Source organism: Emticicia agri (assembly GCF_004168285.1).
Lineage (GTDB): Bacteria > Bacteroidota > Bacteroidia > Cytophagales > Spirosomataceae > Emticicia > Emticicia agri.
The window spans coordinates 47,338-69,465 of record NZ_SEWF01000012.1 but is presented as its reverse complement, the minus strand read 5'-3'; the positions used below and the strand labels follow the sequence as shown (position 1 = coordinate 69,465).

24 protein-coding genes are annotated in these 22,128 nt (G+C 38.8%); 7 read left to right on the top strand and 17 right to left on the bottom strand.

The annotated features are described in order from the left end of the window. Positions 1-123: 123 nt before the first annotated feature. The 4 genes from cdaA (at position 124) to EWM59_RS27605 (ending at position 3,036) form a co-directional block, all read left to right on the top strand. Positions 124-912 (top strand): diadenylate cyclase CdaA, encoded by a 789-nt coding sequence (gene cdaA, locus EWM59_RS10260; protein ID WP_130020877.1) that lies wholly within the window; start codon positions 124-126, stop codon positions 910-912. Between the two features lie 152 nt (positions 913-1,064). Further along, a complete protein-coding gene (locus tag EWM59_RS10255; RefSeq protein WP_130020876.1) occupies positions 1,065-2,102 on the top strand; it encodes an aminotransferase class V-fold PLP-dependent enzyme in 1,038 nt (345 codons plus the stop codon). 160 nt (positions 2,103-2,262) lie between these two features. Next, positions 2,263-2,832: a MarC family protein gene (locus EWM59_RS10250; protein WP_130020875.1), complete on the top strand. Its 570-nt coding sequence runs from the start codon at positions 2,263-2,265 to the stop codon at positions 2,830-2,832. A gap of 57 nt (positions 2,833-2,889) precedes the next feature. Beyond that, on the top strand, positions 2,890-3,036 hold the full coding sequence (locus EWM59_RS27605) for a hypothetical protein (protein ID WP_165372152.1): 147 nt from the start codon (positions 2,890-2,892) through the stop codon (positions 3,034-3,036). Between the two features lie 164 nt (positions 3,037-3,200). Here EWM59_RS27605 and EWM59_RS10245 read toward each other — a convergent pair whose 3' ends face one another. The 5 genes from EWM59_RS10245 to EWM59_RS10225 all read right to left on the bottom strand — a co-directional run bounded on the left by EWM59_RS10245 (position 3,201) and on the right by EWM59_RS10225 (position 9,187). Beyond that, a complete protein-coding gene (locus tag EWM59_RS10245) occupies positions 3,201-3,959 on the bottom strand; it encodes a DUF4097 family beta strand repeat-containing protein (RefSeq protein ID WP_130020874.1) in 759 nt (252 codons plus the stop codon). A 161-nt stretch (positions 3,960-4,120) separates the two neighbouring features. Next, a complete protein-coding gene (locus EWM59_RS10240) occupies positions 4,121-5,053 on the bottom strand; it encodes a DUF4097 family beta strand repeat-containing protein (RefSeq protein ID WP_130020873.1) in 933 nt (310 codons plus the stop codon). Between the two features lie 112 nt (positions 5,054-5,165). After that, positions 5,166-7,565, bottom strand: coding sequence for a TonB-dependent receptor (locus EWM59_RS10235; RefSeq protein ID WP_130020872.1), 2,400 nt, complete (start codon positions 7,563-7,565; stop codon positions 5,166-5,168). A 217-nt stretch (positions 7,566-7,782) separates the two neighbouring features. Further along, positions 7,783-8,574: a HEAT repeat domain-containing protein gene (locus tag EWM59_RS10230; protein WP_130020871.1), complete on the bottom strand. Its 792-nt coding sequence runs from the start codon at positions 8,572-8,574 to the stop codon at positions 7,783-7,785. A 97-nt stretch (positions 8,575-8,671) separates the two neighbouring features. After that, positions 8,672-9,187 carry an RNA polymerase sigma factor gene (locus EWM59_RS10225; protein WP_130020870.1) on the bottom strand — a complete coding sequence of 172 codons (516 nt, stop codon included), beginning with the start codon at positions 9,185-9,187 and terminating at the stop codon, positions 8,672-8,674. A 347-nt stretch (positions 9,188-9,534) separates the two neighbouring features. On the opposite strand from EWM59_RS10225, the gene EWM59_RS10220 reads away from it, so the two are divergent. Continuing rightward, a complete protein-coding gene (locus EWM59_RS10220) occupies positions 9,535-12,093 on the top strand; it encodes a zinc-dependent metalloprotease (protein WP_130020869.1) in 2,559 nt (852 codons plus the stop codon). A gap of 84 nt (positions 12,094-12,177) precedes the next feature. On the opposite strand, the gene EWM59_RS10215 is transcribed toward EWM59_RS10220, so the two are convergent. Then, positions 12,178-12,708 (bottom strand): transposase, encoded by a 531-nt coding sequence (locus EWM59_RS10215; protein ID WP_130020868.1) that lies wholly within the window; start codon positions 12,706-12,708, stop codon positions 12,178-12,180. Between the two features lie 455 nt (positions 12,709-13,163). On the opposite strand from EWM59_RS10215, the gene EWM59_RS10210 reads away from it, so the two are divergent. After that, positions 13,164-13,583, top strand: coding sequence for a DUF4259 domain-containing protein (locus tag EWM59_RS10210; protein ID WP_130020867.1), 420 nt, complete (start codon positions 13,164-13,166; stop codon positions 13,581-13,583). Positions 13,584-13,605: 22 nt separating this feature from the next. On the opposite strand, the gene EWM59_RS10205 is transcribed toward EWM59_RS10210, so the two are convergent. From EWM59_RS10205 to EWM59_RS10195, 3 genes are read right to left on the bottom strand one after another with little or no spacing between them, the layout of a single operon-like run. Then, positions 13,606-14,097 carry a GNAT family N-acetyltransferase gene (locus EWM59_RS10205; protein ID WP_229239330.1) on the bottom strand — a complete coding sequence of 164 codons (492 nt, stop codon included), beginning with the start codon at positions 14,095-14,097 and terminating at the stop codon, positions 13,606-13,608. Then, the gene (locus tag EWM59_RS10200) at positions 14,055-14,522 is read right to left on the bottom strand and encodes a GNAT family N-acetyltransferase (RefSeq protein WP_130020866.1); all 468 of its coding nucleotides are present in this window, start codon (positions 14,520-14,522) and stop codon (positions 14,055-14,057) included. The genes EWM59_RS10205 and EWM59_RS10200 overlap by 43 nt, the downstream gene beginning before the upstream one ends. Beyond that, positions 14,519-14,950: a DUF1801 domain-containing protein gene (locus tag EWM59_RS10195; RefSeq protein ID WP_130020865.1), complete on the bottom strand. Its 432-nt coding sequence runs from the start codon at positions 14,948-14,950 to the stop codon at positions 14,519-14,521. The genes EWM59_RS10200 and EWM59_RS10195 overlap by 4 nt, the downstream gene beginning before the upstream one ends. A gap of 225 nt (positions 14,951-15,175) precedes the next feature. Between EWM59_RS10195 and EWM59_RS10190 the strand changes: the two genes are divergently transcribed. Further along, positions 15,176-15,964 carry an HAD family hydrolase gene (locus tag EWM59_RS10190; protein WP_130020864.1) on the top strand — a complete coding sequence of 263 codons (789 nt, stop codon included), beginning with the start codon at positions 15,176-15,178 and terminating at the stop codon, positions 15,962-15,964. Between the two features lie 7 nt (positions 15,965-15,971). Here the strand turns inward: EWM59_RS10190 and EWM59_RS10185 are convergent, their stop codons facing one another. From EWM59_RS10185 to EWM59_RS10155, 8 genes are all read right to left on the bottom strand, one after another. Then, positions 15,972-16,700, bottom strand: a complete 729-nt coding sequence (locus EWM59_RS10185) for a phytanoyl-CoA dioxygenase family protein (RefSeq protein ID WP_130020863.1) — start codon at positions 16,698-16,700, stop codon at positions 15,972-15,974. Between the two features lie 22 nt (positions 16,701-16,722). Next, positions 16,723-17,061, bottom strand: coding sequence for a hypothetical protein (locus EWM59_RS10180; protein WP_130020862.1), 339 nt, complete (start codon positions 17,059-17,061; stop codon positions 16,723-16,725). A gap of 57 nt (positions 17,062-17,118) precedes the next feature. After that, the gene (locus EWM59_RS10175; RefSeq protein WP_130020861.1) at positions 17,119-18,066 is read right to left on the bottom strand and encodes a hydroxypyruvate isomerase family protein; all 948 of its coding nucleotides are present in this window, start codon (positions 18,064-18,066) and stop codon (positions 17,119-17,121) included. 153 nt (positions 18,067-18,219) lie between these two features. Next, positions 18,220-19,488: a YncE family protein gene (locus tag EWM59_RS10170; protein ID WP_130020860.1), complete on the bottom strand. Its 1,269-nt coding sequence runs from the start codon at positions 19,486-19,488 to the stop codon at positions 18,220-18,222. 61 nt (positions 19,489-19,549) lie between these two features. Further along, entirely contained in the window at positions 19,550-19,867 is a 318-nt protein-coding gene (locus EWM59_RS10165; RefSeq protein WP_130020859.1) for a Dabb family protein, read from the bottom strand. A 35-nt stretch (positions 19,868-19,902) separates the two neighbouring features. Continuing rightward, positions 19,903-21,093 carry an alpha/beta hydrolase family protein gene (locus EWM59_RS10160; protein WP_130020858.1) on the bottom strand — a complete coding sequence of 397 codons (1,191 nt, stop codon included), beginning with the start codon at positions 21,091-21,093 and terminating at the stop codon, positions 19,903-19,905. Between the two features lie 272 nt (positions 21,094-21,365). Continuing rightward, positions 21,366-21,530 carry a hypothetical protein gene (locus EWM59_RS27600; protein WP_165372151.1) on the bottom strand — a complete coding sequence of 55 codons (165 nt, stop codon included), beginning with the start codon at positions 21,528-21,530 and terminating at the stop codon, positions 21,366-21,368. A gap of 158 nt (positions 21,531-21,688) precedes the next feature. Next, positions 21,689-22,126: a hypothetical protein gene (locus EWM59_RS10155; protein WP_130020857.1), complete on the bottom strand. Its 438-nt coding sequence runs from the start codon at positions 22,124-22,126 to the stop codon at positions 21,689-21,691. Positions 22,127-22,128: the final 2 nt, after the last annotated feature.

Here is a 22,128-nt window from a genome sequence, read left to right as displayed (position 1 = left end):
ATTCATTTATCAGTTAGTATAAATTGTTAATAAATAAAGATTTCTGATGAAAAGCCATACCGAAAAGTGTGGCTTTTTCGTTTTTTTTGTACTTTCGCAAATCACACATTAAAAATCCCAACCATGCAGATCAGCTTCCTTGAAATTAAGTGGACAGATATATTAGACGTTGTATTAGTGGCCTTTCTGTTGTATTATATTTATAATTTGGTCAGAGGAAGTGTTGCGAGCAGGGTATTTATGGGGTATTTGCTCATTTATCTTTTTTACTTAATTGTAAAAGCCATTGGTTTAGAATTACTCACCCGCATACTCGAATATTTTATGGGGGTTGGCGCCATTGCTTTGATTGTACTCTTTCAGCAGGAAATCCGGCGGTTTCTATTGTTGATAGGCAAATCTACTTCTCTGACCAATAATAAATTTGTAGCCAGATTATTTGGCAATCAGTTAGAAACCGAGAATACTTCTCCGTTAAAAATAGTAGCAGAGGCTTCCAAAACTATGTCGAGCGAGTTTACCGGAGGAATTATAGTGCTGCAAAAAGAAGACGATTTAAGCAAATTTGTTGAGTCAGGCGATGTAGTTGACGCCATTTTATCTAAAAAAATGCTCATTACTATTTTTAGCCAGTATAGTCTGTTGAACGATGGTGCAGTCATTATTAATAAAGGGCGTATCAAGGCGGCTCATTGTATCTTACCCATTGCGAGTGGCGACGATTTGCCTTCTAATTATGGTTTCCGTCACAGGGCAGCATTAGGGATTTCAGAAGCTACGGATGCCGTGGCTATCTGTATTTCGGAAGAGAATGGTAAGATTTCATTAGCGATAGATGGGAACATTAAAATCTTAACGGCTGTTGAGTTAGAAAGAGAATTAAGAAGATATTTTCTGAACGAAATCCAATAAAGAAAATTTAGTGATTGAGTGATTTATTTATTTACTTTAGGTACTCTTTAGAAGTTTTAATTATTAGGAAATAGTATCTCCAGTATAATCACTAAATCACCGCAGCGGCGGCCACTAAATCACCAATTCACTCATTCACTCAATGATAACGTATGATTACCTTTTATCCCGGCCCGTCAAAAATTTATCCTCAGGTAGCCGAATATTTGCAAGATGCAGTAAAGGAGGGTATTCTTAGCCAGAATCATAGAAGTCAGGCATTTATGGATATGCTCAAAGAGTGTATCAGCCTGTTTAAACAAAAACTCAATATCCCAACCGATTATCAGGTTTATTTTACCTCATCCGCTACCGAGTGTTGGGAAATCGTCGCACAGTCTTTTACTGCTAAAGGGAGTTTACATATTTATAACGGGGCTTTCGGGCAGAAATGGTTTGATTATAACCGGAAAATGGCAGGCGATAGTGCCTTTGATATCTCCTTTGATTATGAAGATACTATTCCCATTTTAGAAACAGATACATCCAAGTATGATATATTGTGTATCACCCAAAACGAAACCTCTAATGCCACACAGGTAGATGTAAATCAGATACCAATGGCAGAAGATGCCTTAATTGCTTTTGATGTTACTTCTTCTATCGGAGGTATTGAATTAAACTGGACAAAAGGTGATATATGGCTGGCATCAGTGCAGAAATGCTTGGGTTTACCGGCAGGATTAGGTGTAATGGTTTGCTCACCAAGAGCTTTGCAACATGCCCGTACGGTAGGAGAGAGGAAGCATTATAACAGTTTTTTGTTTATTCACGAAAACTTTGAAAAATTTCAGACACCTTATACACCCAACGTATTGGCTATTTATCTGCTCAAAAGAGTAATGGAACAAGTGGCTGATATTGATGTAATCAGTGCAAAACTGAAAGCAAGAAATCTGGATTTTTGTCGGTTTATCGAAGAAAAAACCATCTGGAAACTCTTGATTGACAATGAATCAGTGAGGTCTGATACTGTGATTGCCATTGAAGGAGTAAGTGAGGCCATTAAAGATATTAAACAAAAAGCCAAAGAAGCCGGAATAACATTGGGCAATGGTTACGGCAACTGGAAAGAAACCACCTTTCGTATAGCCAATTTCCCGGCTATTGAAGATTGGGAATTTGAGGCATTGAAGACATGTCTTGTATAATCATTGAGTAATTTAGCGGCCGTCGCGCGGTGAATGAGTGATTTGTAAAATCGCGAATTAGCGAATAAACCAATTATAGATTACCTTTCATCCTCTAATTCCTCATTCAAGATTAATCACTCAATCGCTAACTCACTCATTCACTAAATATACTATTCGAATGAACTTTAGTTTTAAGGAAATTATTTCTGTTACCATTATTTTATTTTCTGTCATTGATATTCTCGGGTCTATTCCGGTAATTATAGATTTAAGAAAAAAAGCCGGAGATATTCATGCCGAGCAAGCTACTATGGTGGCAGGTTCGCTCATGATTGTATATCTGTTTTTAGGTATCAGTATTCTGAACCTGTTTGGCGTGGACGTAAAGTCGTTTGCCGTAGCAGGTGCCATCATTATCTTTCTGATAGGCATGGAAATGATTCTGGGCAGAAATATCTTCAAACATGAAACCTCTTCGAGCAAGGCTACCTCTATTGTGCCGCTGGCTTTTCCGATTATTGCCGGTGCGGGTACCATGACCACCATTATCTCTCTAAAAGCTGCTTATCAGCAGGAAAATATTATTGTTGGTATTTTGCTGAATCTCCTGATTGTCTATCTGGTTTTACGAAGCTCGGTATGGATTGAAAATAAACTGGGGCAAACTGGGGCAGATATTCTGAGAAAAGTATTTGGGATGATATTACTAGCAATTGCTATTAAACTTATTAAAACCAATCTGGTATAGCCATAAAAGATGAGGGCAAGACAAAGTCTCGCCCTTATACTCCCTAAACTAAATTGTATGATTAAAATCGTTTCATTAACCTTACATACTCTTCATGTTAATAGCTTCTTCAAAAAGCCGAACCCACCCATTACCCATCATATTACCGAAACACTTGCCCTGAGTGGGGTCGACCAGTACGAGACCAATGCTTGGTTTACCTGAAATTAGATTAAACTTTATCATTAGCCTCCTAATCAATATCCTGTTTATAAACAGGTACTTATAAATCTCTTTTTTTAATTATTGGTAGAATTGATATGATAAACTACTACATAAAAGACACTTATGAGATGAAGTATGTTGCATCAAATGCCAATAATTTACAGTTATTTCTTCTTCCGCAGATAAATATTCCCATGTTCTGATTTCAATTCAATGGGCATACCACCGCCATTCAATGCCGCAGTCAGAATATTCTGTTTGTTTTCATACACAGGTAACTGAAAATCTGTAAATACATCGTTCCACTCTGAAACTTTTATTTTTAAGTCAGCTTTTACGGTGGCAGGTACTTCTAAAAACACTTTCCCATAAAGGCAGGACAGATAAATACTGCTTGCCTGAATTAAATAAGCATTGACAGAGCCATGACGACTATAGGCCTTAATATTCCCTGTCAGATTCTGTAAATAGATATGCCCGAACTCACTACTGGCTTCAAAGCTACCTGTCATGTCTTTTACTGCCCAGCGCTGCCCGTGTTGCGGATAGTTTTCATAGAGTGTCAGGTTGAGTTTATTAGGCAGGTAAATGGTATAGGTGCCATTATAGCAATTACATATATCACGTATAAGCAAGGTGGTATCTTCTTGTGAAATATTGATACCTAATTGCGTATTGTCTTCAAAACCTTTAATGGTTACTCGTGTCAGCCCATCGGCTTGTTTCGGAGGTTTGATAGGCTCATTAATCTCAATTCTGATTTCATTACCTTCGTAGCCCTGTATATTGATATTGTTGCGCTCTATTAAGACAATAGCCTGTCGGGAGGTACTCTTGAGAGGGGTAGCAAACCTCATCTGGTTTTGACTGAAGGTTATTTGCCACCCAACGCATAAGAGTAGTAAAGTCAATAGTTTTTTCATAATCAAGTAAGGATGTGGTGTAAAAGTTTCATAATTTTTCCTCACCCCGCGCGGCGACCGCTCTAAATCTCCCTCTCCTGAAAAAGGAGAGGGAGACTTCAAGCCCTTCTCCTCCAGGAGCGGACGCCGCGCGGAAGGGTTGGGATGAGGTGAAACATCCCTTATTTTTTCTTTCTTATATAGATATTACCATTGCTCGATTTCAGGTCAATTACCACGCCACCGCCGTTGATAGTACCTTCAAAGGCATCACCACCTTTACCTGTAGCAGCTACATATACAAACTGGTCTCTTTTAAAGATGTCTCTTTCGTCAGAATTATCATCGCTTCGGGTATAAACTTTTGCTTTGGCCATACCCGGCTCTGCTGCTGATTCTCCTTGTCCTGTAATGGTTTTGGTGCCCGAACTGGCTACACTTTTATTTTCTTTTTTGGTAGCTGCAATGTCCCAGTCGGTAAACAAGTCGCCATAATAGCTGCGAACTTTCAGATTAGCTTTGGCATCAGTCGGTAAAGTAATGTCAATAGCCCCTGACGCACTGATAGAGCTTGGTGAACTTTGTGAAAGTTTTGAGTAGGTAACAAAAATCTTTCCATGTCCGGTATTAGCTACCAATGGGCCTGTAATATCATTCAGATAAGCTCTTGAATTATTGGTTTTCAATTCAATTTCTCCGGCAATATCGCTGATGATGATTTTTTGCTCGTTCCAGTTCTGGCTTTCAATTACGGTTAAATCAAGAGATTTAGGAATTTTAATAGTTAATACACCTGTGTAGCGGTTTTTCGGAATCATAATTTTCAGAACATTCCCTTCTACTTCGGCACTGGCACCAACCCCCGTGTTATCCACTACGCCACCTGTAACCAATCTTAGGCCTTCGGCTTCTTTAGGCAATTCTTTGCGGTTTTCTCCGGTTTGTTCAATCGTAACTTCGTTACCATCAACACCCTGAATATTGATAGATGCCTGCTGAATAACTACCTGTACTTTTTTTCCTTGTCCACTGAATGCCACTTTATAAGGCTTGGTCTGCCCGAAAGACGCTGCATAGGCCATGCACGCTAAAACAATTACAACTACTTTTTTCATGTTTTTTATTGGTTTATGTATTATATTTTAAATTAAGTGCTTACTGGTTGACGGGATTGATTAGTAAAAATGAGGCCTGTTGCAGATACTATCGGGCAGAAACATCACCCTTTTAGTTATCTCCGCCTTTTTTGTCGTCATTGCTAATGCTTTTCTTCTGACGTTGTGGCTGACTGCTCATTTTTCCGAACTGATAAGAGAAACTGACTCTCCAGCCCTGGTTATAATATCTTGATTTACCTGTTTGTGTAAAAGTTGGTCCCGAAAACTCCATTTTCTGTGTAAAATATGGGGCAAGGAAATTGTCGAAACCTAAGCCTATGGTTGCTTTTTTCTTCATGATTTCTTTCTGGAAAGCAATGTTGTAGTAAGCAAAGCCACTGATTTTTCCTTGCAACATCACACGTGGTGAGTTAAAGAAACCAAAGAACTGTGCTTTAAAGCCTTTGCCAAAATCATAGCTTGAGTTCATATTGATACGGTACATCCAGTTTTCGTTTTTGGCCTGTAAAGCAGGGCTATTCAGAATGTTGTAATACACATTAATGGCTCCGTTGGCTGTAAATTTCTTTTTAATTTTCGTGTTACCGCTTATCGACATACCATAAGACGTGTTCTGGGCAATGTTCTGAAAATTTATAGACGCTACCCCTTCTGCATCAAAAGTTCTGATACGCTCAATGGCATTGTTGGTCTGACGCATGAAAAGCGAGGTATTAATTGACGACTCTTTGATATATACATTATAATTGATTTCGGCACTATGGGTCAATTCCGGTTTCAGATAAGGGTTTCCTGAATAAGTCATCAGAGGCTCACTGGCATTGACGTACGGATTCAGAAACCATAACATCGGGCGTTGGATACGTTGCGTATAACTCAGTTTCAACTTCTGATTTTTAGGCAGATTTCTTGATAAACTTACATTCGGAATCAGGTTGCCGTAATTATTTGAGAACGGAACTGTACCTGCCAAAAACTCAGCCTGAATAAACGTGTGTTCATATCTCAATCCGGCATTGATACCCCATTTGTTTTTTGAAGTGCGTGAATAAGTCAGGTAAGTGCTGGCAACCTGTTGGGCATATTCAAACACATTGGCTAATGCCGGAACATCGACAAAATTGGTAGAGCCATCAACGGCATTGGCCACCTGATAATCGCTTTTTACATTGCGGAAAATCGATTTCACACCTACTTCCATTATGCTTACACTGTCTAAAGGGTTGGTAAAATCTACCTGAACAGTTCCTTCATAATTGGCACTGTAATTAGTGCTTTTCTCCCGGTAATTAATTACGTTGCTTTCGTTGGCCTGGTCGAGCGTGTAAAAACTGTCTTCCCCTTCTTTCGAAAACATGGTCAGTACATTAAATTCTCTTCTTGGCTTTTTAAAAGTTCTGGTATAATCAAGGTTTAAAGTATTTCCGTCCCAGTCGTAAATACGATACAGGTTACGGGTAAAGAAAAGGTTGGTGATGCCTTGTGTGGAGTAATCGTTCAGATAATCGAAATACATGCCGTTTTTACCATCGTAGAGGTTCAGGCTTGCACTCATACGGTTTAATGAGTCAATATCCCAATCGGCTGTGATAGTGCCATAGCCATTTTCTCCGTTTCCTCTGAAAGAGGTAGTTTGTAACAAAGCACTTGAAATACCCTCAACATTGGTAATACGATTGGTTTCGTTGCTACCCTGGTTGCGCCAGCGGTTGAAGCCTCCTCTGGCCGAAAATCCGATAGATTTTCTACGATAATTCAAAGAACCATTCAATCGGTCGTTCCATCTACCAAGTGATAAATCAGCATTTCCGTTAACACCCTGTATGCTATTCTTCTTGGTAATAATATTGATGATACCTGCTGTACCTTCGGCATCGTATTTAGCCGATGGTGAGGTAATCACTTCTATCTGCTTAATATCATCGGCCGGAATCTGCTTCAATACATCGGCAATGCTGCGAGCCATCAGGTTTGAAGGTTTGTTATTAATCAGAACCTTGATATTAGAACTTCCTCTTAATTCTACGTTTCCGTCGAGGTCAACTGCTATTGAAGGAATTTTTCTTAATACATCGCCTGCATTCCCACCCTTGATAGTGATGTCTTTTTCGGCATTATACACCAGCTTGTCGGGTCTTTCTTCAAATAAGGCTTTTTGCTCTACTACTGTTACCTCCTGCAATTGTTGTACTGATTGCGAAATCTTAATGACACCTAAATCAAGGTCTCCGTCAGTTACGCTGACATTATCAATGAGTTTGTCTTTGAAGCCAACAAATGTAATTTTGATTTGATAAACGCCCTGACTTGCCTTTGTCAAGGTAAATTTTCCTCTGTCGTCAGCAGTAGTACCTTCTACAGGTTTACTGTCTTTCAGGAGTGAGACCGTGGCAAACTCAACAGGTTTGTTAGCTGTTGAATCAAGTACAAATCCGGTAATTTTGCTTTTTTGAGCCAATAAGATTCCGTTTACTCCCAGGAGTAAGGTTAGTAGTAATAGCTTTTTCATAATTATAGTTTAAAATGTGATAGCCTTTTTAAAGAGTCTCCGGTCAGTTCCCGAACGTTGCAGTTTTTAGTAAAAAAAATATTTTTGATACTGGGCTAACTGCTTGCAACTCTCCTCAAAACTATTGGTAATCTCGTTGGTGGAAACTCATTTGTGATGAGTCGATGGAAAAATGTTTCCAAATGATGTTATCAAAGGGTTGTAGTCAGGCTTAGGATTACAAACTCAAGACCTTTACACTCTCCATAGCTTTGCGTTTAACAACTTCTTCTGTGTCTGTATTCTGTAATAGCTTCTGCATGGGTTTTACGGCTCTCTTATCGCCCAGATTTGCAAGTATATCAATCACGGTAATCTGCAAGGTTGGTTCTTTTTGTGTCAGCAATGTCTGAATCAGCGCATCTCTTGCTATTTTTTCATTTCCGAAATGTGATAGTGCCTCTGCCGCTGATGTTCTTACATTGATATTCTCATCAGTATTCATTGTTTTTATCAATGCTTTTAATACTTCATCGTCGGGCTTATTAATGTCATAACTATAATTTACTGCCTGGATTCTTTCAGAAGCTGATTCTCGCTTAAGCATGGATAGCATGACTAACTGCTTGGTTTCTTCAACATCGTTCTTAATCTTTGCGATTTCCGATAAATCATTTAAATCCTTATCTGATGTTTTTCTACCTATCCAGAAGATGCCTAAAAGTAATACTATTCCTGCCGCATATTTCAAAATAGGGGAGTTAATCCAGCTTACCCTCATTTGGCTCTTCTGCTCTTTTGCCTTCTTTTTCTGTTCAGCCCCTTTTTCTTTTTCGAGCATCATATAGAAGCCTAAATCTAAGGTCGCTGTCGGGTCAAGTTCTGCGGGTTTTTGCATATCGGCATAAAAAGCCTTCAAATCCTCAAATTCATCTCTCAATGCTTCGTCATTAGCCAGTAAAGTTTCTAATTCTGTTCTTTGTCTGGCGTTTAGTTTATCTTCTAAATAATCGGCAAATAATTGTTCCATAACCACAATCCTCCTGTTTTATTAATTGAGTTTTACTTATTTAACTTTCGCTCTTCAATATCCCGGAGACTGGGCGTCCCCATATCATTCCGGATTACTAATTAAGTTTTAAATATTCTTCTTTTAACTGTTTTAACCCACGATGTACTCTGACTTTGACTAACGACACCGAAATATTAAGTATGTCGGCTATTTCTTCATATTTCAGTTCATCATATCTACTCATGGTCAGTACTTCCTGATACTCCTGTGGTAGTTTTTTTAAGGCTTTCTGAATTAAAAGGTATTGCTCATCATCATAATTTTCTTCTTCTGCTAATTCAATGTTTTCGTGTAAATCTTTATGGTTGTGCGAATGGTCTTTCAGGTAATCGTGGTAAATATTTCGGGCTATCCGGTAAATCCACGTTCTGAATTCGTATCCTTCTCTGAAACTGCTTCTGTAATGAATGATACGGTAGAAAACCTGTTGCGTTAAGTCCTGACTGGAGTCTCGCTCTACACCAAACCTTAAATAAAAATTGTATAATGGGCGTTTGTAGCGTTCGTACAAAATCGCAGCTTTGTCCAGGTCGCCACCGGCTACAAATTGCATAGCTGCCTCATCAGTCATATAAAAGCTTTTTCGTTTTAGGTTTCTGACAATGATTACTTGAGGAAAAACAAAAGGTTACAAATAATTTTAAAAAATGTATTTATTTTTTTAAAAGCCATTTTTAGACGCCATTTCGTAGTTCTATTAGCATAGACGATTGCGTACGGAGATTGTTACAAGAGAAGAAGTTTTTTGAACTACTATTTTGTGTATATCCCCCAAATTAGGTGATGTCCCCAGCCAATAAAAAGTAGAAATTTGTGGTTTGGTCTCAATTACAAATTAATTCATCAATAAACTAACAAGTATTCTACTGTTTACCTTACTTTTACGAAGTTTTTTCATCAAACTATTAAATTTTAATTATGAAATTATTACGCCTATCACTAATTCCCTGTGTACTTTTGGGAATGACCCTTACGGGATATGCTCAAAAGAAAGACGACAAAAAAAAACCTGAAGAACCAGTAAAAACTACCCCTCCGCCTACAACCGCTGCCAAACCTGCTGAAGCACCCAAAACAGGCCCGAAACCTTACAAAGAGGTAATCACAGACAAAGCAAAAACCAGCAAAGGATTAATTACTGTTCATAAAATTGACGAGAAGTATTTCTTCGAAATTGCCGACACCCTGTTGGGGCGTGATATTATGACAGTTACACGTTATTCTAAAACTGCTGCCGGTGGTGGTATTTTTGGTGGTGAAGAAGTAAATCGTCAGATGATAAGATGGGAGAAAGGGCCGGATAACAAAATTTTCCTGCGTTCAATCTCAATTATCATGACTTCTGCCGATAGTACCAAGCCTATTTTTCAGGCAGTAAGAAATTCAAGTGCTGACCCAATCATTGGTTCGTTTGATATCAAAGCCTTGAAAAAAGATACTGTATCAGTAATTGAAGTAACAGATTTCTTCAAAGGCGACAATCAGGTTTTCTCGCTTGACCCTGTGAACAAACAATTCCTGAAAATAGCTGCTTTACAAGCTGATCGTTCGTATATTCAACACATCCGTTCGTATCCCATCAATACCGAGATTCGTACAGTAAAGACCTTCAGTGTAACCCCACCAATGGTTACTTTAACTCCCATTCCACAAATCGGGCAGTATTTACCTGCTTCTCGTGATGCCGGGGTAGTAACCATGGAATTTAATACTTCTATGATATTGTTGCCAAAAGTACCTATGCGTAAACGTTTCTTCGACCAACGTGTGGGATACTTTGCTAACCAGTATTCGGTTTTTGGTGAAGAATCTCAGAAATCAGACCAGGATGTATTTGCTGTAAGATGGAGATTAGAGCCTAAGAGCAAAGAAGATGCAGAACGTCAGAAACGTGGTGAAGCTATTGAGCCTAAGAAACCAATTATCTATTATATAGACCCTGCAACGCCTGTGAAATGGCAGAAATACCTTAAATTAGGTGTTGATGACTGGCAGGCAGCTTTTGAAAAAGCAGGTTGGAAAAATGCTATTCGTGGCGAATATATGAAAGAAAGCGATAGCCTTAGTCTGGAAGATGCCCGTTTCTCGGCTATCCGTTATTTTGCTGCCGATATTCAGAATGCTTATGGCCCTAACGTACACGACCCTCGCAGTGGTGAGATTTTAGAAAGTCATATTGGCTGGTACCATAATGTTATGCGTTTGTTACGCAACTGGTACATGATTCAGACTGCCGCTGCTGACACTCGTTCAAGAAACAAAAACTTCAGTGATGAATTAATGGGCGAGTTAATCCGTTTCGTATCATCACATGAGGTAGGTCATACTTTAGGTTTACGCCACAATATGGGTGCAAGTTCGGCTACTCCGGTAGAAAAACTACGTGATAAAAACTGGGTGGCACAAAACGGACATACGTCTTCTATCATGGACTACGCCCGTTTCAACTATGTAGCACAACCGGAAGACGGGGTAACCGATTTCTTCCCTCGTATTGGTGATTATGATAACTGGGCTATCAAATGGGGTTACTCATACTTTGCTGATGCAAAAGATGCCAAAGAAGAAAAGAAAACACTGAACGAATGGACAAAAGAGGCTTATAAAGACCCACGCAAGCGTTTCGGTACTGAAATCAGCCCTTACGACCCTCGTTACCAGACAGAAGATTTGAGCGATAATGCCATGAAGGCTTCTGAATATGGTATCAAAAACTTACAGAAAATATTGCCTAACCTGACTGAATGGAGCAAGGAAGACGGTGAGTTTTACAAAGAATTAGCCGAATTATATGGAAACGTAGCCGGACAATTCCGCCGATATATTGGTCACGTTACCAAAAACGTAGGTGGTATCTATGATGACCCTAAAACCTATGATATGGAAGGTGGCGTGTTTACAGTAGTACCAAAAGCTACACAAAAAGAGGCTGTTGCCTTCCTGAATCGTCAGGTATTTGCTACACCAACCTGGTTGCTTGACCAGAATGTATTGAATAAAATCAACATCGAAACAGGTGTTGAGGCTGTGAAATCTATTCAAGAGGCTACATTGAATAACCTTTTAGCGGGCGACCGTGCGGTGAGATTGATGGAAACAGGTGGTACTAACCCTGCTAACTATAATCTGGATGATTTAATGACTGACTTGCGTGGTGGTATCTGGGCTGAATTGAAAACCAAAAAGGCAATTGATGTATATCGTCGTAATTTGCAAAAAGTGTTTACAGAGAAATTAATTACTTTGTTGACACCTACTACTACTACTGTATTGTCAATTCCTCCGGGAGTAACTTACGGATACGATACCCGTGTAGTTGATTTGAAAAAAACCGACTTACCATCAATCACCAGAGCACATTTAGAATCATTGAAAACGGAAATTAAGGCCGCTTTACCTTTAACTACCGACAAAATGAGCAAATACCATTTGCAAGACGTATTAAAACGTATTGAAAACGGTTTAGACCCTAAGTAATTAGTGATAGAAGTAGATATGAGAAGCGGAGAGGGTGACTCTTCGCTTTTTTTGTTGGGGACTGAGGACTACAATTTATAGTTTCTAAATGCTGTACAAAAGGTCTTCTTCCCATTTTGCAGGGTTGTTGATAATATAGTTAGCAATTTTTTGGTAATCTTCTTCTGAACGGATGATATGTTCGTAGAATCTTTCCTGCCAATCGAATTTTATGTTATTCTTTCGGGCATAGGTGGTAACGGCTGTTTTATAGCCACGGATGATAGAAGCCAAATCTTTAGCCGGAGATTTAAACTGACTTTTAAAACTAAAATTATAGGATTGATTAAATTCATTCCTACCAATAATCAAAATTCCGTGTATATGGTTAGGCATCACTACAAATTCAGCTAATTCGATATTCATATCAGGTCGCAATTCGATGGTTTTATGCCATTCCTCAAAAGCGATTTTGCCCATTCCGTTAGGAATAAATTTTGACCCAATAACATCACCAAAATAGCAGGTTCTATCTTTCGTGCAGATAGTAACAAAATAAAAACCTTCATTGGCATAATTCCACGACTGCAAACGAACTGATGGCACACGGTATTTATTATCAAATAATTCAGTCATCAAATATAGGTGAGGGATAAATGATAGTATCGAAATTAATAAAAATTTGTAGAAATATGCAGCAAAATATTATTCGTGTCGTAGAGACGTATTGCGATACGTCTCCGTGGGCCTGTCTAATTTTTTGAATAGATTTGGTGAATAATTTTGAAATTATTAATCAATTTATACCATTAATCATTTAAAAAACAGATTCGCTGACAGGAGTCGTATTGCAATACGTCTCAATTGGCCTGTCTAATTTTTGAATACATTTTGGTGGATAATTTTGAGATTATCAGTCAATTTATACCATTAATCATTTAAAAAACAGATTCGCTGACAGGAGACGTATCGCAATACGTCTCTACAAAATTGCTGAAATATTCTTTGTTTTTACCTCTGAAAATCTTTATATTGTGGACATGTTGATAAATTAAAATTATAAAATTTTTAAACTAAAACACACAAATTTTATGGGAGCTTGGGGAACAGGTTACTTTGAAGATGATTGCGCATTAGACTTCGTAGATGAGCTTGAAAGAGAAGGAAATCCAAAGGAAACGATTAATTATGCTTTAGATATTCCGATTGATGTTGAATATTTAGGCGTTGAGGAAGGGTGCGCTATAATTGTGTCAGCTACTTACATTGACCGACAAATAAACGGAACTATCTTTACGCCTATTGGCAGAAATGATACTTATTCCGTTGATACTTTTGCAGATAGACACCCAGAGGTAGATTTATCAGACCTTCGTGAAAAAGCAATACAAGCCTTGCATAGCGTTTTATGCGAAAACTCAGAACTAAACGAGCTGTGGTCAGAAAATGAAGATGATTATCCTCTATGGCGACAAGGCTTAGAGGAACTGATTGGGAGATTAAACCGATAGGGGAAATGATATAAAATATTCTTCACCCCAACTCCATATGCAAAATAGGAAATGGCTTACCAGTCCCATCTAATTCAGAACGGCTGACAGTCTTAAATCCGTGATGCAGATAGAAGCCAACGGCCTGAGTATTTTGTTCGTTTACATCAACTTTGGTTACTTTCAGGGTATTCAAGGCATAACTCAGTAAGGCTTTACCTACGCCTTTGCCAATGGCATCGGCATGTACAAATAGCATTTCGAGGCTGTCGGCATTGGTACCTAAGAAACCTAAAATCTGATCGTTGGTATCTTTTACGCAAGCCAATTCAACCATTTCAAAATACTTATGTTCGTGAATGGTCTGCTTAAAAAACAGAATGTTTTCTTCTTTCAGAAAATGATGGGTGGCTCTTACTGACGATTCCCAGATGTCCAGTAATTGGTCGTGTTCTTCTGGTTTTACCTCGCTGATAGTGAAATGAATGGCGGTCATGGTTTCAATACTTTGGTCAGCATAAGCATGTGGCGACACTGTATGCCGTTTTCGTAGAGGGGTGTTGGGTAATTATCAGTAAAGAAATTCATTTTTATAGACGAAATCTCAAAACCTTGTCGCTGATAAAGGTATAACTGTCCGACACTGGCATTTGAAGTGCCAATAAGCAGACATTTGTATCCGTCATCAATGGCTCTTTGAACGGCATCTTCTAACAGCGCCTTGCCAATTCCCCGACCCTGAAAAGCATCATCCACGGCAATATTTTTTATTTCAATATCCTCTGTATTATGCGGATAAAGCACATACTCAGCCACAGGCAAATCGTTAAGATGTGCCAGATAAAGCGTAGAATAGGGGAGATATTGTTCAATAGCCTCTTCCGAGGGGTCGGCCGACAATAATAAATCATGAGGGAGAATGTCTCCCTCGGTAATGGGTCTAATCATTAAATTTTTCATGAACTAACAGGCACAAAATCAGACGAAAGCGTAGTTTTTACTGTCTCGTCAATCATTTCTTTCAGTACATCAAGATTAATATCAGTCAGTTTTTTGACATAAATACAGCTTTTGGCGGCTTTATGCTTACCAAACCTTTGTAAGGTAGCTTCTCGTGTCTCAGGGTCTAAGCCCAGATAAAGGCTAATGGCATCTTTGCGGGGCGAGAAACCTACTACTGGTGCATCGCCTTCGTGGCCGCTGGCATATTTATAATGATACGAGCCAAAACCAATAATGCTTGGCCCCCACATTTTTCCTTCCATTCCTGTTTGTTCCTGTATGATTTCAAGCAATCGGAAGCCGTCTTTTCTTTTGTTTTCGTCCTCAATCTGATTCAGAAAATCTTCAACTTTTACAGTAGTTTCAGTAGTTTTATTCTTTGCCATGTGTATTTATAGTTTAGTGTAATTTAAACAAAGATACAAAAAATGTCTTGAACTTTGCCGTGACGGCGTACCATTTTACCGGATTAATCTGATTATTCAGAATAATTTATCATTAGCTAATAGCTACTTTTAAGAATCATATAAATCATAAAATCAGCTAAATCAAAGTTCAAGACAATCACTCAATTCTTCCTATCTTTGCCGCTTCAAAAAAACAACTACAGCATGATTAAATTGATTGTATGCGATATGGATGGGACGCTTCTTGATAATCAGGGGCAACTGAATGAAGAATTCTGGGAACTGGAACCCAAATTGGCTGAAAAAGGAATCAGGTTTGCTATTGCCAGCGGCCGACAATATTATAATTTAGTTGATAGATTTGACCGTATCAAAGATAATCTGATTTTTATTGCAGATAATGGGTCTTATGTGGTTTATCGCAATGAACAGGTGCATATTGATTCACTGGACAAAGTATCAGCCGATAAATTTATAGAAATTGGCCGCAAGATAGAAGGAGCTTACGTAACGGTAAGTGCCAAAAACTCGGCTTATGTAGAGAGTACAGACGAGCGTTTTCTGAAAGAAGTTGGAAAGTACTTTAAACGAATGGAAATCGTACACGATTTAACCAAAGTTGAAGATACAGTACTGAAGATAACTATTTGTGATTTCAATAATTCAGAAACCAATAGCTACCTGCATTATAAACAATTTGAAAAAAAGTATAAAGTAGCAGTAGCCGGAAAACTATGGCTTGATATAAGCGATTGGGGAGCCAACAAGGGTACGGCCATCAGGAAAATGCAGGAAAAATTCGGGATTTCTTTTGATGAAACGATGGTTTTCGGTGATTACCTGAATGACATGGAAATGATGGGCGCAGGCAAATACAGTTACGCCATGAAAAATGCACACCCGAAAATTATAGAAGCCTCCAGTTATATCACCAAATACTCAAATAATGAAAATGGGGTACTGGCAACAATTAAGGAGTTGGGTTTGGTGTAGGTAGCAATTAATTTAATGTGGTTTCAGCCTGTAATGCTTCTGACCATTGCAGGTTGGCAGGTAAAGTGATTCTGCTGAATTCAATATGTATTACACGTCTTTTGCGGTGGTTACTTGTACGGTTAGAGGCATGAAGCAGAAGTGGTTTCATAAACATGATTCCACCTTTTTGAACCGGACAGGTAACTTCTTTTTCCATATTCCAGTCAATCGTTTCAGGTCGGTATATGCCTTTCAAGTGTGATTGAGGAATTACTTTCAATGCACCGTTTCCTTCGTCGGTATCATCTAAATGGATTCTGATAGTGAAATTATCCTGTAAAATTGAAAGAGGAGGTTGCACGGCAAATTGCTGATGCTTCACTGTCCACGGACCAAAGCCATCGATATCCAGTTTTTTATCAACAGAAATAGTAAGGTCCTGGTGATAGGCTACAAACCAGTTAGAATCTTCCGGTTTATCAAAATAGATAGATTTAACTACAAAATAGTTTTCTCCGAAAATAGAATTGATGAGTGCTATCAGGGTTTTATTAAAGATAATAACAATTGTTTCCGGTACTTCTTTCAGAAACTGTCTGATAGCAAATAAATCATTTGTTTTGCGGAAGGTAGGTTTTGAAATATCAATGTCCGCAATAGTTTTTAGCAGTGTATCAATTTCGCTTTCGCTGAAAACTTCGTTTACGACGGCAAAACCGTCGGCTTCTATTTTATTCTTAATGTTTTGACTCATTGATATTTAACACGAATCCTTATCAATCAACATTTATTTTGCCACTACCTACTGAAATACCTGAGCCATAATACGAACCTCCGTAAAAATACCATGCTGCTCTTTCAATATGCTCAAGTGCATTCTCTACAGTTAAGCTATCTAATACAGTATCGTCTATGATTGCCTTAAACCACTTAATATTGCCCGAAAATCCTTCTATCTCAACAAAATAATGCAGCCATATAGTTTGGCAATGCTTACAGTTCTGAATGCTTACTTCTGCAAAGCGTCCATTAGTTTCATCAATACCCAATTCAACTGTGTCATAATTCAGGTACGAGAATGGGGGATTTTTACAGGGGCAATTATGAGTAGTCATAAGTATAGCTGACCTATGATTTAATTTCAGGAAAATCATAGGCCAGTCGATAATGTTTTACACCTCAAAACTATCCGATTCAATATAAGCCTTTATCAGTGCCTGTTCGCCTTCTTTACCCGGTCGGGCATTGCCGTGTTCCATACCCCAGATAAAGGTTTTGTTTTCGGCCATGCCTTTTTTATAGACATGCTTAAAAATATTCTTGTAATTGATTTCTCCGGTAGTAGGTTCTTTTCTGCCCGGATTATCCCCAATCTGAAAATAGCCTATTTCATTCCATGCCCAGTCAATGTGTGGGATAACATGACCTTCATTCTTTTGCAGGTGATATATATCATACAGAATCTTACATGAAGGGCTGTTTACGGCACGGCATATCTCGTAAGTCTGGTCTGATGTTCTCAGAAACAGGTTCGGGGTATCGCTTAAAGGTTCCAACACCATTACTATTCCGTGTGGCTCTAATATTTCTGCGCCTCTTCTTAGTGCATCAATTACATTTCCGGTCTGGATACCAATAGGTAAATTACGGTCAAAATCCCCCGGAACTACAGTAACAAATTTGGCATTACAGCGTTTGGCTACCTCAATGGCACGTTTACAGCCATTCAGAAAAATATCCACGTGCTCTTTTTTCCCTGCGGCTAAAGTATTGGCACCATTTCCTCCTTTATCAACCACAAATACGCCCATTGCCATACCTAATTTGGTCATGGTTTCACCAATTTTGGTTTGCATTTCGGGGGTACGTCCCATCATGCCATTGTCTTCTAATGCAGTAAAGCCCACTTCTGCCATAAACTTCAACTGGTCCATCAGGTCTTCTCCGGCAGAGTTTTTAAACATGCCAAAGTGAGGTGCATATTTGATTTTGAAGTTATTCTGCCCTGCAATTGTACGATGGTCTGAAAAAATATCGAGTTTATTGGCAAACGGGAGGGAAGATACCCCCACCATTCCGGCCATTGAAAAAGAGTTTTTAAGGAAATTTCTACGTTTCATAAGTTAATTTGAGTTGAATATGATAGGGGTTGAATAGGAGAATTAGTAATTGATTGATTTAGTGAATGAGTGATTAAAAAATTATGCTAATGAAAAGAGAGTTAACTGTATTGTAACAATCAATTTTAATCACTCAATCGCTCATTCACTAAATCACTTAATCACTCTGATTGAATGGCAGCCTCTTGGCAGGAATAGTTTAAAGTCCTGTTTTTGTAAACTGGGTTTATCACCCTGTGTTACTTTCCAGAATTCAACGCCACCGAAGTGTTTGCCATAACTAAAGTAATCATACACAGATACCGCCAGATTTTTACCGCTCTGGTCGAAAGAAAGGCTTTTAGGAAGAATCCCTTCAAATTCATATTCGCCATGAGGTAAAAGGCTGCCATCAGGTGTCAGTCTGAGCAGGCTTAAAGACGCCTTTCGGGTCAGGTCGGCACTTTCCCAGGCGTAGTAAGTCTTTTTGATATTGGCTACTACAATCAGGCTACCATCAGGACTTATGGCAAATCCTTCAGGATTCTGTCCTACTTTAATTCTGCTTAATGGCGAATGGTCTGAAGCGCCATCAAGGTTAAACTTTATCACAAATATTTCGCCGTCGGTTCCTTCTTCTCCCTGTTTTAAATCAGGGATTATATAAAATTTACCATCAGGTGTAAACTGACCTGCCCCCGGCGAGGTGCCTATTTTTACAGGCTTGCCTTGCAATTCCAATCTGATAATTTTGTTTGTTGGTCCGTCACGGGTGGTTTTCAATAATCCTACTTCTTTGGTTTCATCAAAGGTAAAGGCAATGAAATTATCGTTAGGGTGCCAGCTTACGTCTGAAATTTTTCCGGCCGGTAAATTCTGCGGACGGTGAATAATGCGGATGGGCTTGCCTGCCGGGTCTAATTCCAGTACCTGTAATTCTTTGCCTTCTTCTTCTGTACAAAGCACGAGGTATTCTCCTTTCGGGCTTATGTCTATGCCGATAGGGTTTTTGCCTGTCGGAAACTTATACAATACTTTCGGGTGCGCTATATCGGCTATATCTACTACTGTTATAAATCCGCCTGCGGGTAGTTCTCTGTTGAGGTTGGTCAGTTCAGATACATTGTCAGCCACCATGCCTCTGGTATCAACTACATAAGCCAGATGATGTGTATTTGAAACCACCATAGCCTTGGTATGATTGGCTGCCGAATTGGATACAATCGCACTTTTTACTTCATCATACGACTTCTCTAAAGGCAGTTTGATGGTAGTAAAAGCGTCTTTGGCTCCTTTTTCTTTGTATAGTTTTCCATCTGCAAAGGCAGATGCCGCCATATCGGCATCAGAAATAGCAATAATTCCTTTGGCTTCAAAGGATAAATTCTGTGAAAAAGAAGTAATACTAACGAATAAAAATAGTGGGACGAAGAATTTTTTCATGTTTAGTATAACCTGGTTTAAAATGCGAATGTCTGAAAAGCAGTTTGTTAAAAACCGTTTCTTAGCTTTCAGCATCATAAACCTGAACTCTTTCCCACAAATGTGAGCATTTAGCTACAAAAGCGAGATGGTCGGGGTGTGTCTGATAATCGGCTTGTTGTTCGGGCGTATCAAAAATAAAAGTGATAGAAAACTGATAGGTAAAATCAATAACGGCACGGTTGGTATTAGCAGGCGTACCTACATAAGCTGTCTGAATCAAATCAATCTTTGATAGCTCCAACAAACCTTCGTGCAATGCCTTATGGTCGGCTTCGTTGTTTTTATCTTTTAACCAGAAAAATACGGTGTGAACAAGTCCTTTTTTTAAGTTAGCCATGTCAGGAAACGGTTTAATTGATGTTTAAATATGAATTATTGATTGGTAGCAAAAAAAGAAATGGTATCTAATAAATATCTTTGAATAGTAGAACCGTGCGTGCCATTGGTTACAAGATTCAGTCTTACATTGGTAGCACCTCGTTTTGCCATCGCATCATAAGCTGTTTGCGTATTGAAAGACGGTACATAGGTATCTGCCGTACCGTGAGTCAGCATGGTAGGCGTTTTGGGTTTCCAGTCAAAAATATCGTTATCTTTTACCGCATTAGTCAATGCAGCATCTGAGTCATTAGCCAAGCTTTGTTTAATGGCATCTGAAATAAGGGTATTGAAGCTGCCCTGTATTCTTACATTCTGTTTGTCTTTCTGAATCTGACTTGCGTAAGGTTCTTTAAAATAGCTTGTCATATCTCGATTGAGTTTATAAGCCCTATCATAAGTAAGTATTACCCAGATATAAGAAGCATTGTGGGTAGGGTCGCCTGATGAACCCTCGCTGGCAATGGTTTTAAAACTCAGGGTTTTGTTATAGGCGCCTGCACCACAACTGGAGGCTTTCAGCGTAAATTCGGTTGGGGCTTCTTCTTCTATTTTCTTTTGTAGGGCTAAGGTAGCAAAACCGCCCTCAGAATAACCACCTAGATACACATTTTTATTCCAACTGACATTCTCTTGTATAATAAACTCTTTTACGGCTCGCAGCATATCTAAACTGGCAGTGGCTAAACCCTCGCGGTGTTCGTAGGTATGCGGCAGGTTGTTGGTATTGCCATAACCGATATAGTCAGGTGCTGAGACTATATAACCAAGGGTTGCCAGTACTGAAGCAAGCGTGCCTTCGCCATTAGCATTGAAATAAGATGGAGCCTCACTATCTGAAAAAATGGTGCCGTGCTGATAACTGGCTAATGGCAGGGGGGTGGTAAGATTAGGAATTGACGGAATTACCAGTGCACCCGAAGCCTGAATTTCGGTACCATCGGTGTTTTTGGTTTTATAAATGATTTTATATTGTTTCACACCGCCACGTATAAATAAAGCGAAGTCGGATGCCTGTGAGCCAAGTGAAGCTAATAGCTGTTCTTTGGTATATTCGTGTACCAAAGTGGCTTTTACTAAGACAACAGGTTGTGGAATTGGTTCTGTAGGTGCTTTATCGCACGACCATACAAATACTGTTAGGGTAATTGATACAAGAAAATACCTGAAAAATTTGATTTTCATAGTGTTCGGTGATTGTAATGACAAAGTTATTAAATTTATTGGATTACAGACCCTGTAAAAGTTCTTTTTTGGAAGAATGAGAGTGCCTGGTTAAAAATAAAATCAGCCTTATAGAGGCCTTTCTATAACGAAATCGATGGGATAATCTTTTGAAGAAAGCGGAGAATTATGAGCGAAAGGAAAGAATAAACAAAAAATGTGATGAAACACACGAATGAGAAGAAGTGGTGTTCCATCACAAATAGAAGAAATCTTTATCCATCTTTCGATGTTTAATCATTATCGGTTGATTTTGGTTTTTCAACCTCATCTTTTATATCTCTCGAATCAGGCCGCTCATCTCTGTTACCCGAAGAGGTATCTCTGGCGGCTTTATTTTTACTATCCGGCTGATATACATTCTTAATGTCTCTCTGCCTATTCTGTACTATTCCCATAGTTTTAATCTGTTAATTTCAACATATCTGAGTAATTAACTCTGTTACTATAACTACTAAAAAAACTATTCCTATATCGAAAAATACATGCCTGAAACCCTTTTTTAAACCATTTGGGGCAGAATCTCCGCACGTATAAGTAGAGATTTATGGACGATTCAGTCTTTAAATGCTTTCCATGTGAAAATAATGGGTAAGGCTTTTTGCAAAACTGATAAGGCATTAATGACATAAATCTGAAAATAAACCTCAAACATAAAACAGATATAAGAGTCAATGATACACCAGACTGTAAAAGCCACTATAATGGCATTTCTTGCCCATTTTTCTTTCCGCTGAAACGGGTACCAGGCCATATAGGCGAGTAATAAATAGCAACAGGCAATAGAGCCACCTAAAGGCCCCGCCACAAATTGCCGGAAATCTTTCACATTGGCAGGAATCACGTTTGTCTGCCAGAAAATTCTGGCGATGGCGTGGTCATAATACTTAAAAAACGGCAAATCGGTCTTCGAAGCAAACAAAATTCCCATTAATGCAATAAGCAGACTGCTGTAAAAAAGCCATCGTTGCCAGAAAATAAAGGAGTTTTTCAAAG